Source organism: Candidatus Manganitrophus morganii, from assembly GCA_021651055.1.
Taxonomy (GTDB): Bacteria; Nitrospirota; Nitrospiria; order SBBL01; family Manganitrophaceae; genus Manganitrophus; species Manganitrophus morganii.
Window position 1 is genome coordinate 639,480 of the sequence record JAJHOH010000001.1, and the last position, 17,046, is coordinate 656,525.

Genomic DNA, 17,046 nt, shown 5'->3' on the forward strand with positions numbered 1-17,046 from the left:
TCCACATCCGCGCCGCTTCATCGTCCCTTTCCTCCCAAGATCACCTGAATGGTCTCCATCACGATGGTCAGGTCAAAGAAGGGAGAAAGATGCTTGATGTAGTAGAGATCATATTGGAGCTTCTCAAGGGCGTCTTCTTCGGTCGATCCATATTGATATTTAATCTGAGCCCAGCCGGTGAGTCCGGGCTTGACGGTAAAGCGAAGGTCATAATAGGGGATTTTCTTCCGAAGCTGGTCTACGAAGACCGGCCTTTCGGGCCGCGGGCCGACAAAGCTCATTTCTCCCTTGAGGACGTTGATCATCTGAGGAATCTCATCGAGACGGAGCAACCGCATGATCCTTCCCAGTCGCGTCACGCGCGGGTCGTTTTCACTGGCCCAGACCGGCCCCGTTTTTGTCTCGGCGTCCTGGCGCATCGAGCGGAATTTAATCACCATGAAGGTTTTTCCCTTTTCTCCCACCCGCTCCTGGCGATAAAAGATCGGCCCCCTCGAATCGAGCTTGATCAAAACGGCAAGGATCGCAAAGATCGGCAAGGAAACGATCGAGCCGATGGAGGCAAGAAAGATATCCAGCGCGCGCTTCGATAGGTGCATAATCCTCATCCGGTTGAACCCTTCGCTGAAGATCAGGCTGCTCGGCCGAAGGGGTTTCACAAGGATCTTGCCCGAAATCTGCTCATAAAAAGAAACGCCTTCGATCACCTCGACCCCTTGCACCCGAAGGTTGAGGAGCGCCTCGACCGGAAGCTGCCTCCGTCGATCATTCAATGCGATCACCACCTTGCGGACCTGATGCATCCCGAGCACATTTCCCAGTTTTTCCCATTCTTCTCCCAGCTTATCCGGGGAGCCTAAATCCCATTTGAATTGAACGGGCCGATAACCCAAATTCCGGTGTCGAGTCAGCGTATCCATCAAAAGGGTTGCAACCTGTCCCGAACCGATGATGAGAACAGGGGTCTCCCATCGTCGCACGGCGACCAGCGCCTGGTACCCGAGGCGAAGTCCGATCAGGATGAAGGGGGAAAAAGCCAGATGCTTCCAGAAACGGGCTGTCGATGCGATCTCAACAGGGGTGACCAGGTAAATTCCGAAGAGAATTCCCCCCGCCAGCAGGATCGACTGAAGATGCTTTACCCAGAACTCTTTCAGTGAAAATCGGGGGAAGGAGGGATGCAGTTCATTGTAATAGAGACAAACCTGGACGACGAGCGGGACCAGGATTAAATTGGGCCACCCGCTTTTCATGGTCGTAGACCACATCAGGAAGAGAAGGATGAGGGCATTTTCCAAAACGAAGTAAACGGTATCCCGAATCGGGAGATAACGATTAAAAATCCGAATCATTTTCCAAATCCACCAGAAAGAAGGTCAAAATGCTTGAAAAACCGACAACGCGATGTTCTGATGCCCGTTACTGCTGTCTGCTAATATCCATACTCATAATACCGGGAAGGCCAATCCATCTTGGCTCTGTTGAGAACGCTTCCGATAATCTTCGAAGAACCGAGTGATTTGATTGCCTGGGCAAGAACCTGCTCGGGAACCTCCCCGGCTCGGACCACAATCAGGGTGCCGTCGACCGAATCCGAAATGAAGCTCATATCAAAAAGGGGAAGAATCGGCGGGGCATCGATCCAAACGTAATCAAACCAAGCCCGCACTTCGGTCAAAACATGCTTAATCTCTTCCGTCGTCCATATATTATTCTCTTTGCCCGATCGGTGTCCCATCGGGAGAATGGCCAAATTCTCGACCGGCCCTCTTTTCAGCGCGTTTCCAAGCTGGACCTTTCCCTCGATGACGTCGATCAAACCCGATTCGTCCGGCATGGCGAACTTTTTTGCCAACGTCGGGTTTTTAAAATCGCCGTCAATAACCAGGCACCGCTTCCCAAAGTCCCGGGCAGCCACGACCGCGAGATTGGCTGTGGTGGTTGTTTTTCCCTCCCCTTTGATCGAGCTGGTCAGCGCGATCAACTTTTTCTCCGGTGTACGGCAGAGTTGATCCACCTTTGCAAAAAGCATTCGGTACCGGTCGGAGGCAAGGGAAGCCCGTCGGGTCAAGGTCACCAACTCCTCCCCCTTTCCTTCCTGAAAATCAGGTATGACTCGTTTCGCCATTTGTTTTCTCATCATTCACCGCGGTTTTGCTCAAGTACTTCTCAGTGATCATCAGTTCTTCGTCGAAATCCGGAATCGAGGCAAGGACCGGCACGGACGTAATCCGTTCCACTTCCTCCGGCTTGCGGATGGAGCTGTCGAGTTTCTCGCGAATAAAAGCAAGCGCAACGCCCAACCCCAGCCCGCCGGCAATTCCCATCAAACCAATTTGAAGCGGAACCGGCTTGAAAGGTCTTTCCGGAAGATTGGCCGGATCCAGAATACGGAACTGCTCTCCCTTTTGCCGCTTTTCGAGGTTTTCGGAGATTTGTGCGTTTAGCTTCTTGTCCAGGAGCGACTCATAGTTTTTCTTGGTGTTTTCATAGTCTCGCTCCAAAACAGCGAGTTCCTGCTCCCGGGCCGGCACACTTTCGACCCGTCTCTCATAGAGTTGAATCTGTCGTTGAAGTCCGATCTCTCGCTCTGTCAGTGTGTTCAGTTCCACTTCAATCGCCTGAATCTGCCTTTGGCTTTCGGCGATGTGCGCCCGCTCCAGCTCAAAGCCCATCGGCACCCTCAACGGCGCTCTTCTTCGATCATTCTGGTTGCTTTGGCCCGGCTCTCTCAATCCCGCCGGGAGCGTTCCCGCCTCGCTCATCTCGGTGAGGGCGACTTGATCCTCCAGCTCTTGAATCTCCCGCTTCAGCATAATAATATCGGGATAAGTCTCCTTATATTCCGTCTGCAGATTGGCAAGATCCATTTTCTTTTGGATCAACTTAAGCATCTGCTGAGAGGGGGCTCTCTCTGTGGTAGGAGGTGCGATCCCCGATTCGAGAAGGGCATTGTCTTCGATTCCCCGTTCCTGATTGGCTGCCCTCTCGATCCGCTGCCGCGTCAGTTCGATTGTTTTCTCAAGAACCAGTTTTCGGTCTTGTGCGGATCGTTTGGCCAATTGAGTCGCCAGAAGGTCCGACTGAATCCGATCGAGCGAACGAAGATTCGCCTCCAGCTGCTGGGGAAGTTCTCCCATATTCATCCGTTTGAACTCCCCGATCCGGGCCTCCTGCCGCTCCAGCGTCTCTTTCAAGTTTTTTAACTCGTTATCGAGAAATTCAGTGGTCCCCTCCACCAACTGCTCTCGGATCTTCAGATTCTCCTCGATAAAAAGAGAGGCGAGCTCGTTGGTCACATTCATCACCATCACCGGATCTTTTCCCTGAAAAGAAAGGGAAAAGGCTTCGATATTGTTGTTCCTCGCCACAGTCGTTCTGACTTCAATATTGTTTCGCATCCTTCCGATCGCTTCTTCCGTGATCACACCGTTGGAATTTTCCGGATAGAGCCCAAACTTATTGATAATTTTTTCAATAAGGCTCCGGCTCATGATCTGCTGCTGGATGGTCGAGAGGCGGCCTTCCACCGTCCCGGAGACGGCCGACTTGACATACTCCTCCGGAACCTTCTGCGCTTCCACTAGGATGAGCGTCGTGGATCGATAGATTTTGGGCAATTTCACGATCAGAACGCCGGCGATGAGGATTCCTCCGATCAGCGGAAGGATGATCCACATTTTTTGGCGCCAAATCATCCCAAGGTAATCGCGTACAAGCTGTAGAAGATCTTGGTTCGTCTCTTCCATCTTCATTCTATCCTTCGCTACGGATTGATTCTTGTTTTTACGTCGTGAGCCGTGGAAAGTTATGGAACTAAAATGGTATCCCCTCGACGGAGAAGAACATTTCCGTCGGGATTCCTGCCATTGACGATGTCTTTGTAGCGGACGCGGATCCGCGTCTCACCACCCCTCTCTCTCCGCAAGAGGAGAATATTATCCGGATCTGCATACTGGGTGAACCCGCCCGATAAGGACAAGGCCTGAAGGAGGGTCGTCTCGCTTCTAAGCTGAAGTTTTCCGGGACGGGCGACCTCTCCCAGGATAAAAACGGCCAGACTGTTGACTTCTCGGATGATGACCGAGACCTCGGGCGTCTCTTTGAACTCCTGCAGATGTTCTTTGATTGAATCGCGCAACTGCGTTGCGGACAAGCCGGCCGCCTGTAAATCACCGATAATCGGAAGTGAAATCTTACCATCGGGACGGATCGACACCGTCCGGGAAAGCGCTTCATTTCTCCAAACAAGGATCTCTACGACATCTTCCGCGCCAAGAATATATTCTTCAGAGGCTGAAATGGTCGATTCCTGCATCTCCGCCGTTTGATTCTCAGATTGAGAAACCGTTCCTTGGCGTTTGGCGCAGGCGCCATTCGTCAGTAGAACCAACCCTAAAAAGATCCCGATGAAATACTTTCCGACAGACACATTTCCTCCAGTCATAAACAAAAATCCCCTCGTCCAACTCGCGGGTGCGGGAGGAGGGGATATTGACACAGGTCTTTATATCGTGATATACAGCACCTGTATCTCCCCCATCGTGGAGATACCCCGCCTTATGGGACGATCAATCTTAAGGAAACTGAAAGGGTAGCGATCTGGCCATCGCTGCCCTTTCCTTATTTATAAGAGAAAACGAAGGCCGACCCAATATCCCTTTTGCTTCTTCAGCCCCTCTACCCAACACACCTCTGCCAATGTGGGCGACATCGCGTTTACTTTTGGGATAGGGATGCTTACCCGTATGATCTGGGATTGCGATAGAGGTGTTTCTGTCTTCAGACAAAACCCCCCACTGCTGATATTGATCGTTCTTCCAGCATGCACCTTTTCTTTAAGGTCCAGTCCCGCGGAGGGCTCATACATTACTTTTGTACGAAGCCCATACCGCTCTGATTCCCTCCGTTCTCGATCGATTTCTTTCGCCATGCTTGCCCTTCCTACATGGTAGTTCGTTAATCGTGGCATAATAATACTCTGTCTCACAGGGTTCGAAGCACGGCTCCGATAAGAGCCTCTATACTTCACAGGATTGTTTCAATTTCAAAAGGAGGGAATCTTGACAGGCATTCCTGAAAGATGATATATGAATAAATGTATCTCATCCACCGGGATACCCTCCTTAACAAGAAGCGTTTACCACCACTCAGGGGAGGTAAAAGGGTAGCGATCCGTCCATCGCTACCCTTTTTCTTGCCGAAACATTGTTACAATCTAAGCGATAATCGTCCAAATATCAATCCCCCCAAAAGAGGGGGGACCCGCTTCTTATCATGTATTTCCAGTGATCCATTCGGTTAGACACCACCAAAAGATTCCATGCCGCACGGGGGCACTGCAAGCATCTGTTACATCACTCCGCTTCTCAACCCGACGGATGATTAGATTTAATCTATATCACTATTCGGAAGGTCAAGGATAAATCTTGAGATCCTAGGAATGCTACCTATGATTGGGTAGGGAGGTGTTGGTGAAGAATTTTCGCCACAATGCCGGCTCGCGTCGTTACGTTTAATTTTTTCATGATTCTTTTGACATGATCTTTGACGGTATACTCCCCGATATTCATACACGATGCAACTTCTTTATTCGTTTTCCCTTCAAGAAGGAGCCGCACAACAGCCTGTTCGCGCTCGGTCAAGTTTGTCGACTGTACAAACTGATCAATCCGAACCCCTTGGGATACTTTTTCGATTAATACCATAATATGCATGGAGTCTCGACTGGTTCCTTGCTTCTGTAAAAGAAGCGCCCGGAAAAGAAAGACCACCCCCTCATGGATGCAAACTCGGTTGACCGTCGGCATGGACGACCCAAGCAAATCCGGGCCTACACTGTTGATGTTTTCCTTAAACTGGGTATAAAGTTGATAGACGATTTGAGGAAGCGGACTATGATTCGGAGAGGGTGAAGGGCTTTTCGCTGTAAGCGCTTCTAGAAGACTTTTGGCATCCTGGTTCACATAAAGAATGTGGCCGTCCTGATTCAATATAAGGATACCGGGTTGGGCCCGCCGGCGAACAAGCTGATGGAGCTCCTCCTCACTGATCTCAGAAACGATTGAATTCTTTTGAAAAATAGGCATTCTCTCTAAATGGGCTCCGATGATCGGGGAAACAAGGCTTAATACTTTAAGATTCTCCTCAGTAAAGTCGCCTTTATTCTTCTCTCTCCAAAGAGTAATGTACCCTCTACACTTCTTCTCACTATCCAGAAGAATAAGGATAAGGGCAAAGTGAAGCTGATTGGGTTTCAATACTCTCTGATATATAGGATGGCTGCTGAGACGAGAGGGGCTCCACCACTCCTCTCCCCGCATACAGAGCGCCCCTTTTTGCAGCAGTTGTCGAACGGTCGGGAATAGCGACGAGCCAGGATTCGCGCCGTTCGTTTCCGGAGGAGCCACTCCGTTCCAGATCTGCCGAGCAGATTCGATTAGTTGCAACGTATTCGGACTCGTTTGAAAAAACCATCCCGCCCGAAATGGAATCTCTTTTTTGACTTCTGAAAAGATCTCGTTGAAAAGGGAGTCGAGGTCAAGATCATTCGAATTGATTTTCTTAAGCCGGGCCGCAAGCCGCTTTTGATTAGAAATCATGGAACCAACCATCTCAGAACCTGAGGAATATACCTAAATAACATGAATCCGGGTCAAAAGTCAATTTTTTGACGCCGAGAGGCTCCATGATCGAAATTCAGGTCATCTAAAGAAATGAATTTTAAGTTTTCATTAAAAAACAGCGGCTTGAAAGAAGACCGTCGCTCTTGACCGGATCTCACTCGATCTTGGCATTACGAATTTAATTCATTTATCCTACAATAACTAATAATAAATAATCGACCTTACCCAAAAATAGATTGGCAGTAAGTTAGCAGAACCATCCAACGCCTCATCGACGTCGATTCGGAACGGCACTATAGCTCGTTCAATGTCCTTTCCGCCTCATCGGCGCCGGGAAATTCCTTTCCGAGTTTTAATGATTCGGACAACTCCTTTTTAGCGAGTCCATTCTGGCCGCTTTTGTAATAGGCCATTCCCAGATGATAACGAACAACCGGGTTCTTGGATAACTTTTGGGCGCTCTCCTCCAATAAAGAAACCGCTTTCAGAAAGGCATTCTTTTTATAATAGATCCAGCCGAGGGTGTCGGAAATGGCAGGATCATCCGGGTATTTCTCTTTGGCCATTTGCGCCAAGGTCAGCGCACGATCAATGTTGCCCCCATGTTCGGCATAAATCCAGGCTAAATTATTCGCGGCCGGCGCAAAGTTGGGATCAATCTGCAGCGCTCTCTCATAGTCGGCTCTCGCCTGATCATGCTTTTGCTGCGCCTCATAGATCGACCCCCGTGTCATATAGATTTGGGGGAGGTTCGGATTAACCTTGATCGCCTCATCCAATTTTCGGATCGCCTGATCAAACTGCTTCCCTTGAACATAAAGGTTCCCAAGATCAACATAGGAAGCAAGATAATCCGGGTCGAGTTCGATTGCCCTTTGATAACTCTCTTCCGCCTTCTTGAACTCTTTTTTTGCGATATAAACTTTTGCCAGCAGGTTATAAAAAGCCGGGTTTCTCGGCGATGCATCCACCTGCGTCGTGACCCGTTTTAGCGCTTTTTCCGAATCCCCTCTTGAGAAATCGATCGTAACGATCTGCGCCAAAGCATCGACATGGTCCGAGTTGAGCGATAATGCCTTCTCGAAAAACGTCAACGCTTCCGGGTCCCTTTTCTGTCCGCGCCGGAGGAGACCGAGCCTGTAATAGCCGATCGGCTCATCCGGCGCCAATTTGATGATCTGCTGATAAGAACTCTCCCCTTTTTTGATCTCCCCCTTCGATGCAGACGCATCCCCCAAAATCAGGAGCGCTTTGATATTGGAAGGATCCAATTCAATCGCCCGTTCAGATTCCGTCATGGCAAGATCAAACGACCGCGCTTGGAGGTGGAGCTCCGCGATCGCCGTTCGGGCGCGGACGTCTTTTGGATTCTGGTTGAGCGCCTCTGAAAAAGCCGACTTCGCCTGCTGAAGATCATGATCTGCAAAATGAGCCAGTCCGAGGAAGTAATGACCTGAACGAAGAGCGGGTTCCGACTGAATCGCCTTCCGGATGAGGGTCACGGCCTCGCCGCTTTTATTCTCCGCCAGGAGAAGACGTCCCTTTAGTAAAAGCCCTTCCGGATCGTTCGCATTGTTCGTCAAAAGCTCCTCAATGATCCCTCCCGCCTCGTTCTTCTTCCCTTGATTGAGGTAAAAATCGGCCAGCCGCTTCCGGCTAAACATTCCGTCCGGCTTGGCATCCGTCGCCTGCCGATAGGCACGCTCCGCCTCTTGCATCTTACGGTGGCCGACATAAAAATCACCAAGCGCAACAAAGGGTTCGGGATCTTTTCCATCGAGTTGACTCGCCTCTACGAGTTTGGTTTCCGCCTCCGCCGTCCGTTTTTCAATCGTATAAAAATTCGCAAGGGCAAAATAGAGCGATTTGTTCTGAGGGGAAAGGGCGAGCGCTTTTTGATAAAATGCCTCGGCCTCGGCCGGCTGCCGGTTATAATGATAAAACCGGGCGAGAGTGACATGGCTTTCAACCGATTTGGAATCGATCGCGAGTGCCTTCTGGAGAAGCGCCTCGGCCGATGCGGGATCCTTCTTCAGCAACTGAAGGCCGGCAAACTCATAGTAGGTCAACAGCCGCTTCGAATCAAGATCGAGAAGTTGACGATACGTTTTCTCCGCATCGTCCAGACGGCCTTCCCTCTGCTCGATTCGGGCCTTCACCAAAAGGGCATCGACACTGTTTGGCTCTTTTTGGAGGACCAGGTCGGATTTTTCCTTTGCCTTGCTCAGGTCGTTCGACGCCAAATAAAGTCCGGCCAGTTTGATTTGCGCATCGATGAGATCCGGTTTTCTTTCAACCGCCTCATTCAACATCTTAAAAGCATTGCGTAGATTGGCCGGTCCGCCCATTTTCAGATAGGCAAGCCCCAGGTGATACTTCGCATCAACATGATTCGGATCGAGTTGGAGAACATTTTTAAACTCGACGACCGCCTCAGAGTACTTCTCTTCGGCCACATAGTCCTGTCCCCTTTGATAGTGCTTCTCCCGCTTTGCCTCCACCGATGTGCAAGACGACAACACAACGAAATAGAGAACAAGGAGCATCGGGACCCAGGGTCCTCCGGTCAGGCGCATTGAACGATTCTCCATGATTATTCAATTAATTCATATCGATCATGAAGGTATCCGAGAAGAGTACAAATGTCAAATCCTGGAGCGGTCTTCCTGAAGAGATATCGGACATGCCAGGCTTCTCCCGGTTTGGTTCTGCAAAAAAGGACAACCTATGTTCGATTCTCTCCGGGACCATCGGGAAGCCCGCCCCAAAGATGGAGCGCTCTCCAACGATCGGTTAAATGGAAGGGGCTCTCCTTTAATCCCGCGATCGTCATCAGGATTTTATCATGGAGATCTCGTTTGCAATGGATCGACCGGAAGATCCGATCTCGCGCCCAGGTGACCGGAGGAAAACCGCTGTTCCAGAGCCAGGTCAGCTCGTCTCCAAGCCGTTGGAGCGCCTCTACGGAAGGTCGCCGCCGTGATTCGTAGTCCGAAAGCGCTTCCGCCGAAAAATCTCCCTTCTGGAAACATTCCTCCAGAACCTCCGCGAGAACGATTCCATCTTCCATCGCCGTATTTCTCCCCTGCGCCACATGAGGGTTCATCGCATGAGCGGCATCCCCGATCAGCGCGGCGCCGTCCGTGACCCATCGCCGGCATCGAACCAGAAAACAGGGCATATAGGAGGTTTCCTTCCAAGAAGAAACCGCTTTGAGCGGTGCGTCTAAAACGGAACGGGTGGTGGGGTGGAAGGAGAGGATTTTCTCTTTAAATTGCTCAAAGCTCCCCTCGCGAAGCCTCTCTAAACGGCCGGAAGGAACCATATAAAATAGATAAATTTTTTCCTTTGAGACCGGAAAGGCGCCGAAGATTGCCCGGCGGCCGAGATAATAACGCGTTTCCCCCTCGAACCCGGGGGGGCGATCTACGACCATCGTCAAATAACCATCCTTATATTGATGAAGCCGATGCTCGATCTGAAGCGCCGTCCGAATCGCGGAGCGGACGCCGTCTCCCCCCACGATCACCGGCGCGCGCAATGTTGTTTTCTCCCCGTTCCAGTCGACCTCTACCCCGGTCCGCTTCGTCCCTTCATATACGAAACCTTGGAAAGTGGTCCCCCAAAAAAGAGAGACATTCGATCTCTGAGCGATTTTCTTTAAGAGAAGGTCCTGTGCAACCTTGGGGAGAAGGATCAAAGAATAGGAATAAGGAGCAGAGAGGAGACGATAATCGACGGTGCAGAGAAGCGGTCCTTTTTTTTGAAAGAAGTCCACACGCTCATTTCGATAAATATCCGAGGCGAGAAGTTCCGGAAGAAGGCCGAGCCGGTCGAGAAGGCGGAGGCCGTTCGGCTGGATGATCTCCCCCCTCGGAAGGGAACCGGGATGCGGCTGCCGGTCGAGGATTGCGATCTGAAGCCCCTTCTTCGCCAGCTCCAGCGCAAGAACAAGCCCCCCCGCCCCGCTGCCGACGATGATCAGATCCCATTTTTGGGGTCTTACCACAACTCCCTCCATGAGGCCCTACTCTACTTGAGCCCACGTGACCCGTCAAGTTACCATTTGACGATCGCCCGATATTTGAATACACTCATTTAGGATGGAAGCCGGTGATCCCTTTTCAGACGGGATCGTTGATTCACTTTGTATAGAACCGCTGTCATAAGGAGGAACGTTGAGTCGGCAAGATCGGTGGACGGATGAGCATTTCAGGGAGCAGCTTCTATCCATTATGGACGGGAAAAATCATTGGGCGTGGACCCGCTTCTCCGGTCCCAAAATCAGCAAAGCGCAATTGAAGATTCATTATCAACAAGAATATGCGGTCTACGTTCGGGATTTTCCCATCTTTCTCGGACGGCTTTATTCAAAAACCCCCTCGGCCGAAGCCCGGCGTCCCCTCGCCACCAATTTATATGAAGAAGAGACCGGCGGCTTGAGCCTCGGGAAGCCCCACCCGGCGCTTTTCCTAAAAATGATGGAAGCGCTCGGACTTCAGGAAAATCACTTCCAGCGCATCTCTCTTCTGCCGGCCAGCCGTCGTTACCGCCGCTGGCTGGATGAGGTCACCCTCTCCCCCTCCTGGTTGGAGGGAACCGCCGTCATCACCATTTTTGTCGAGGGGAGCATTCACGATCGAAAAGAGATCGGCGACAATCCCCCCGCCGCTCCCCCCATCGAAGAGGTCCTAAGAAATCATTTTCTGGTCCGCCATCATCAACTCGATTCCTCGGCGCTCGATCTGATTCGGGCCCACTACCTGGTGGAACATGGTCACCGGCTGGATGCCTGGCAGATTGTGCTCCAGAATGCAACTTCCCCCGCCTCACGGAAGCGGGTTTACGACCATCTCCATCGCTCTTTGGAACTCTGGCTTGCCTATCGAGAAGGGGTCGCCAAAGAAGCCGGGATCCGCCCCTCTTGACGGTCCTGCGATAAAGTATGAGGCCCTCCGGATGATCGAATGGAATCAGATCGATTCCGTCCTGCTCGACATGGACGGAACCCTCCTCGACAAACATTTCGATGATTACTTCTGGGAAGAGTTGATCCCGGAGAAATTTTCGGAGTTAAAAAAGATTCCGCTCGATGAGGCCAAACGCCAACTGCTCGCCGCTTATCGCGCGGAGGAGAAAACGCTGAACTGGACCGATATCGAATACTGGTCGCGGCGGCTCGGCATCGACATCGTGGCGCTGAAGGAGAGCATCTGCAGCCGGGTTCAGGTTCATCCCGGCGTGGAGCCGTTCCTCCATTTTCTCAAGCAGGAGGAGAAGCAGATCGCCCTGGTGACCAACGCGCACCCCAGAACGGTTCAAATCAAGCTTGGCCAGACGATCCTGACCCCCTACTTTGATGTGATCCTCTGCTCCAGCGATATCGGCTTACCGAAAGAAGAGGTCCATTTCTGGAGAGGAGCCCAGCGGGTGCTCCAGTTCGATAAGGAACGCTCGCTCTTTATCGACGACAACGAAGAGGTCCTTCTCGCCGCACATGCCTTCGGGATCAAGTACCTCTTCTTTAAAACCCACGCCAGCAGCCGGGTCCCCCGCGACGACTCCAAAAACTTCCCCTCCCTCCGGCACTTCGGCGAACTTTTGCCTTAGCTTTTTTCATTCTGCCTACATGCAGAGAACTCCAATAGAACCTCCCGTTCTCAAGCCGACTTCCGCCTCTGTTGATCTCGGGCTCGAGCGGGTTGAGAGAAGCGTATCCAATTTGAGGGGCGAACATCTGCTTTCAGCAGGCGCTTCATCATTCGAAGCGCCTGCCGGTTTTCAGTTTCGCTGTGGGAGGTCACGCAGTCGGAGGGAATGATCAGGTAATAATCGCGAAGATACGCATCGTTCGCGGTAAAGAGGACGCAGTTATCCCCTGTGATGCCGGTGAGAATCAAGGTTTTCACATTCAGATAATGGAGAAGAACATCCAGGGTGGTGGAGTAGAAGCCAGAGTTCTTCGGCTTTAATACAAAATAATCCTCCGGCTCAGGCTTTAAATTCTGGACCAGAGGTCCTCCGCAAACGTCATCGTCAAGACAATGGGCCACCAGCCCTTTGAAGTCCGACCGCCACTTCCCGAAGTTGTCATTGATGTAGACGACGGGAACATTCGCCCGTTTCGCCCGCTTCTTCAGCTGCGCAATCTTTTCGGCGACCCGCAATGCCCGTTTGAGAAGCGCACGCCCCTCCTTAAACTCCAGGTCGTTGATCACGTCGATCAACAGCAAGGCGACGTCCGCTTTGTCCGGAACATTGCCGTGCAGATCGGGATTCCGAGCCGGCATCTCCCACCCCTTCTGTTGTTCATGAGAGCACGACGCTTGAGCCGCCGCCCCTTCTATACTTCCATGGTACCGAAAACCGTCCTTTGATACAATCCTCTGCTCAATCTGTCCCTATCCCGCCTGCGGTAACTCCGTTTTCTTTCTCCCTTTTGCTTTTTCTCTCGTCCGCTTCAGGCTCGCCTTGAGCGCCTCGGCCAGATCGATGAGCGGGGCCTCGGCCTGCTTCGAGATCGTCACCTCCCTCCCCTCGATCTTGTTATGAATGATCTCAAGCAGCTGTTCGCGATGGGTGTCGTGATACGCCTCCGGATCAAACGGGGCGGACAATTGCTTCATCAATTCAACCGCCATCTCCAGCTCCTTCGGCTTCAATTCAATTTTTTTCGGAAGCTCTTTTGAAAGGGTGTCCACCGTCCGGACCGATTCAGGGTAATAAAGGGTCTCCAATCCGATGGCGTTTTCGATCGGCCGCAGGAGGGCCAGATGTCCCTTCTGTCGGAGCGCAATCCGGCCGACCGCGGCGAGATTCATCTTTTTCATCGCCTCGCGGAGGAGCGTATAGGCTTTCGCACTCCCCTCTTCGGGGACGGCGTAATAGGCCCGATCGTAATAGACCGGATCAATTTCCTGAATGTGGACGAAGTTGAGAATCTCGATCGTTCTCTCCAGTTGTTCGGCCGCTTTCTCAAAATCTTTTTCATCCAGCAGGACAAACTGTTCCTTCGAGTATGGATAACCTCGGATGATCTCTTCCTGTGCAATCTCCTTCTTGCAGCTCGGGCAATATTTACGATATTGAATCCGGGAATGACATTCTTTGTGGAGATAGTGGAATTTCAACGGACGATCTTCCGTGGCGGTGTACAGCCGGACGGGAATGTTCACCAGTCCGAATGTAATAGAACCCTTCCAAAATGAGCGAAATGCCATTGTGATTCTCCTTGCTTATTGGAGCTTCTTTAGAGCCTCCATCGGATCTTGCGCCGACTTGAGGATTCCCTCCCAGAGGTCGCCCGATTTTGTCAGCAAATCGGGGACCGACTCCATCGTATAATCAAGGGGAGAGACGCGCCGGAGCGCTTCCCATTTGATCGGGAAGGAAACGGTCGCCTCCGGCACCGCGCGAAGCGAATAGATGGAAGCAAGCGTTTTCCCCGCCGCATTCTGATTAAAATCGATCAACACCTTCTTTCCCCGTTGCTCCTTCTGCCAGGCGGTTGTGATCTGCTTCGGATGCTCGGCCTGAAGCTGCTCGGCCATGGCGCGCGCAAACCGGCGGGTCTGGGTGTAGCTGTAGATCGGAATGATCGGCACAAAAACATGGAGACCCGATTTCCCTGTCGTCTTTACATACGGCTGTATCCCCAACTCCGCCAACTGGCGATTCAGCCAAAGGGCGACCTCCGCTCCCTGTTCGAATCGTTTCCAATCCACCGCTTCTTTCCCTTCGCGCTTCGGAGGATCGATGTCGAAAACGATAAAATCGGGGGGGGCGAGAACCGCTTCCGGATCGACCCGGCTATACGAGGGATGCAGCTCGATATTCCCGAGGTTGGCGAGCCAGACCAGGGTGGAGGCATTGTTGCAGACGATCATCCTTCGATGCGTTTCCTCCTCGGTTTCAATCGTCACCCGGTTGACCCAGGGGGGAGCCGCTTCTTTCCAATCCTTCTGATAAAACGACTCCCCCTCGATCCCCTCCGGAAATCGAATTAACGTCAACGGACGATCATGTAAATGAGGGAGGACGAAGGGGGCGACCTTTGAGTAATAGTCGATCAGATGGGCCTTGGTATATCCACGCTTCGGCCAGAATTGTTTGTTCAGATGGCCCAACTCCAGCCGATTCCCCTCGAATTGAACGGCGACGCGCTCGCCGATCCAGATCTCTTTTTTTTCTTTTTTCTGCGGGACGACCTCCTCTGGATTCACGCGCGGCTCAAACCGGCACTCCTCCGGCGCGATATCGTCCCGGAGCCCCAGCAGGATCGGCGCGCGAAGATGGCGGTCTTGGGTCCAGTGGGTGAACTTCACCCGGACCACCAGACGCGGCGTCACCCAATGGGGGCGGGCATTGGTCTTCGGCCGGGTTGAAAAGGGGCATTGATCGATTTCAAGCGGGCGGAGCTTTTTTTCGACCTGCCGCAGCATTTCCGCATCGAATCCGCTTCCGGTGTGCGAGATATAGTGGAGCGCCTCCCCTTCGTAGAGACCCAGAAGGAGCGCTCCGATTGTATGCGACCGGTTCCCCCTCCCCTCCGTCCATCCCGCCACGACACAATCGAGTTCTTGAACCAGTTTGAGCTTGATCCACTCTCGGCTCCGTCTCCCTGGAGAATAGACCGAGTCTTTTCGTTTGGCGACGATTCCCTCTCCTCCCTCCGCGCGAAGGCTCTCAAAAAGAGCGACCCCATCTTCATAAGCAGGACTCAACCGAAGCGTTCCATGAGGCAAGGCGAGCGAAGCGAGCAGCTCGCGCCGGTAGATGAGAGAAGCCGTCATCAATGATTTACCGTTCATATAAAGCAGATCGAAAAGAAGATACGTCACCGGAACGTCCTTTCGCACCACCCGGATCTCTTCTGAATCGGTCAGATGCATCCGATGCTGAAGGAGCTGGAAAGAGGGCTTTCCTTTTTCGTCCAACGCCACCACCTCTCCATCCAGAATCAGCGATCGGATCGACCCGTTCGCTGCCATCAGCTCACACAATTGTTCGACCACCTCCGGATACTGCGAATCGAACCGGGAGAGATTTCTCCCCCAGAGATCGATCCGAATCGATTCTCCCTCCCGAACCATCTTCGCCAGAGCGCGAACCCCGTCCCACTTCTCCTCAAAAACCCAATCGGGATCGACAAACGGCTTCTCACCGAGCGCGGCGCGCATCGGAACAAAGGGAGAGAGAATGGGATCATTCCCCTCGGGAAGGGGTGATCCGCTCTTCATGATCAGCCAGGCCTCCTTCTCCCCTTTCCGATCCGTTCGGACCAGCGTGTATCGGCCATGATGACGGCGACCCGACACAACGAACGTCAGCTTTCCTTTCTCCAGATCGCCGGAGACGACTTGATAGGTTCCGATCTCCCAAAGGAACACCTTCCCTGCGCCGTAATTTCCTTCCGGAATCACCCCCTCGAAGTCGAGATAATCGAGCGGATGATCCTCCGTTCGGACCGCCAAACGCCGCTCCTCCTCCGACACGGGAAGCCCCTTCGGGATGGCCCATGATTTGAGGACCCCCTCCATTTCCAGACGGAGATCATAGTGGAGCCGCCGCGCATGGTGCTCCTGAATTGAGAAACGATTATCTTGGGAAGGGAACGGCGCGGGTGTTCGAACCCCGCTCGGCTCCGGTGTTTGATGAAAGTTTCTTTTTTGCTGATAGACTGAAAGCGGGTTCTTTTTCATCCTAGTTTTATCCTAGAATGATTGAATCCCGCGGGTCAATTCCGTCGCCGTGTCTAATCCAAAAGGAGTAAATTGGCCCGAATACGCTTAAAGGAGTAGACGACTCGGCTGGAAAACTAGAGAAAACTAGTATTGTTTGTTTCTTTCTGCTTTTATTTTCGGATATAATAGCCTGAACTTCTAGGAGAGGGTGCGCCGTGGAAAACGATCTGATCAAGGAGCGCGTACAGAAAGCGCTCGACTGCGTTCAAGGATTGGATGAGCCGTATCGCGGGATTGCCTTTCAGGTGATTCTAAAAGAATTGCTTCGAGAAGGGAGTGTGCCGGAAGTGAGGCGCATTCAACGCTCGGATCATCCGCCGAAATCATTTCCTCCGATCAACGAGTTCTTCTCGGCGGTGCACCCCAAGGCCTATACCGATGCCGTGATCACGATCGCCTATCATCTCCTTCATGGCGAAAAGGTCCAATCGTTCACGATTCAGGATATCGCGGAATCTCTTTCAAAGTGCCGCGCCGAGAAGCCGAAGAACCTCTCCGATGTCTTGGCCGGCTGCGCGCGAAACGGTTGGCTGGCGGAGGGGAATCAGAAACAGCGGGGAATGAAAAGCTGGTATCTGACCTCGACCGGAGAGAAGTACTTTCAGTCAAAATTAAATCCGGCGGGAATGGGCGGGGTTTCCGTAGGGGCGTGATTGATCACGCCCGCCCGGAGGGCG

The 17,046-nt window shown here is 52.2% G+C and carries 14 protein-coding genes; 3 read left to right on the forward strand and 11 right to left on the reverse strand.

Features of this window, described 5'->3' with window-relative positions:
- Positions 1-17: 17 nt before the first annotated feature.
- The 8 genes from MCM46_02920 to MCM46_02955 form a co-directional block, all read right to left on the reverse strand.
- Positions 18-1,352, reverse strand: a complete 1,335-nt coding sequence (locus MCM46_02920; protein MCG3110756.1) for a TIGR03013 family PEP-CTERM/XrtA system glycosyltransferase — start codon at positions 1,350-1,352, stop codon at positions 18-20.
- An 80-nt stretch (positions 1,353-1,432) separates the two neighbouring features.
- Positions 1,433-2,128 carry a CpsD/CapB family tyrosine-protein kinase gene (locus tag MCM46_02925; GenBank protein ID MCG3110757.1) on the reverse strand — a complete coding sequence of 232 codons (696 nt, stop codon included), beginning with the start codon at positions 2,126-2,128 and terminating at the stop codon, positions 1,433-1,435.
- On the reverse strand, positions 2,106-3,749 hold the full coding sequence (locus tag MCM46_02930; protein ID MCG3110758.1) for a Wzz/FepE/Etk N-terminal domain-containing protein: 1,644 nt from the start codon (positions 3,747-3,749) through the stop codon (positions 2,106-2,108). Before MCM46_02930 ends, MCM46_02925 begins: the two co-directional genes overlap by 23 nt.
- Positions 3,750-3,808: 59 nt before the next feature.
- Positions 3,809-4,432 carry a polysaccharide biosynthesis/export family protein gene (locus MCM46_02935; GenBank protein MCG3110759.1) on the reverse strand — a complete coding sequence of 208 codons (624 nt, stop codon included), beginning with the start codon at positions 4,430-4,432 and terminating at the stop codon, positions 3,809-3,811.
- Positions 4,433-4,627: 195 nt separating this feature from the next.
- Positions 4,628-4,933 carry a PilZ domain-containing protein gene (locus tag MCM46_02940; GenBank protein ID MCG3110760.1) on the reverse strand — a complete coding sequence of 102 codons (306 nt, stop codon included), beginning with the start codon at positions 4,931-4,933 and terminating at the stop codon, positions 4,628-4,630.
- 517 nt (positions 4,934-5,450) lie between these two features.
- A complete protein-coding gene (locus MCM46_02945; GenBank protein ID MCG3110761.1) occupies positions 5,451-6,614 on the reverse strand; it encodes a helix-turn-helix transcriptional regulator in 1,164 nt (387 codons plus the stop codon).
- Between the two features lie 305 nt (positions 6,615-6,919).
- Positions 6,920-9,202, reverse strand: coding sequence for a tetratricopeptide repeat protein (locus tag MCM46_02950; GenBank protein MCG3110762.1), 2,283 nt, complete (start codon positions 9,200-9,202; stop codon positions 6,920-6,922).
- Between the two features lie 149 nt (positions 9,203-9,351).
- A complete protein-coding gene (locus MCM46_02955; GenBank protein MCG3110763.1) occupies positions 9,352-10,635 on the reverse strand; it encodes an FAD-dependent monooxygenase in 1,284 nt (427 codons plus the stop codon).
- 169 nt (positions 10,636-10,804) lie between these two features.
- Here MCM46_02955 and MCM46_02960 point away from each other — a divergent pair, with 169 nt between their 5' ends.
- Both MCM46_02960 and yrfG read left to right on the forward strand, forming a co-directional pair.
- A complete protein-coding gene (locus MCM46_02960) occupies positions 10,805-11,554 on the forward strand; it encodes an iron-containing redox enzyme family protein (protein MCG3110764.1) in 750 nt (249 codons plus the stop codon).
- Between the two features lie 31 nt (positions 11,555-11,585).
- The gene (gene yrfG / locus MCM46_02965; GenBank protein ID MCG3110765.1) at positions 11,586-12,236 is read left to right on the forward strand and encodes a GMP/IMP nucleotidase; all 651 of its coding nucleotides are present in this window, start codon (positions 11,586-11,588) and stop codon (positions 12,234-12,236) included.
- A 50-nt stretch (positions 12,237-12,286) separates the two neighbouring features.
- On the opposite strand, the gene MCM46_02970 is transcribed toward yrfG, so the two are convergent.
- From MCM46_02970 to ligD, 3 genes are all read right to left on the reverse strand, one after another.
- The gene (locus MCM46_02970) at positions 12,287-12,916 is read right to left on the reverse strand and encodes a cysteine hydrolase (GenBank protein ID MCG3110766.1); all 630 of its coding nucleotides are present in this window, start codon (positions 12,914-12,916) and stop codon (positions 12,287-12,289) included.
- 111 nt (positions 12,917-13,027) lie between these two features.
- Positions 13,028-13,846 carry a Ku protein gene (locus tag MCM46_02975; protein MCG3110767.1) on the reverse strand — a complete coding sequence of 273 codons (819 nt, stop codon included), beginning with the start codon at positions 13,844-13,846 and terminating at the stop codon, positions 13,028-13,030.
- 15 nt (positions 13,847-13,861) lie between these two features.
- A complete protein-coding gene (gene ligD, locus MCM46_02980; protein MCG3110768.1) occupies positions 13,862-16,327 on the reverse strand; it encodes a DNA ligase D in 2,466 nt (821 codons plus the stop codon).
- A 197-nt stretch (positions 16,328-16,524) separates the two neighbouring features.
- On the opposite strand from ligD, the gene MCM46_02985 reads away from it, so the two are divergent.
- Positions 16,525-17,022: a hypothetical protein gene (locus tag MCM46_02985; GenBank protein ID MCG3110769.1), complete on the forward strand. Its 498-nt coding sequence runs from the start codon at positions 16,525-16,527 to the stop codon at positions 17,020-17,022.
- Positions 17,023-17,046 lie beyond the last annotated feature (24 nt).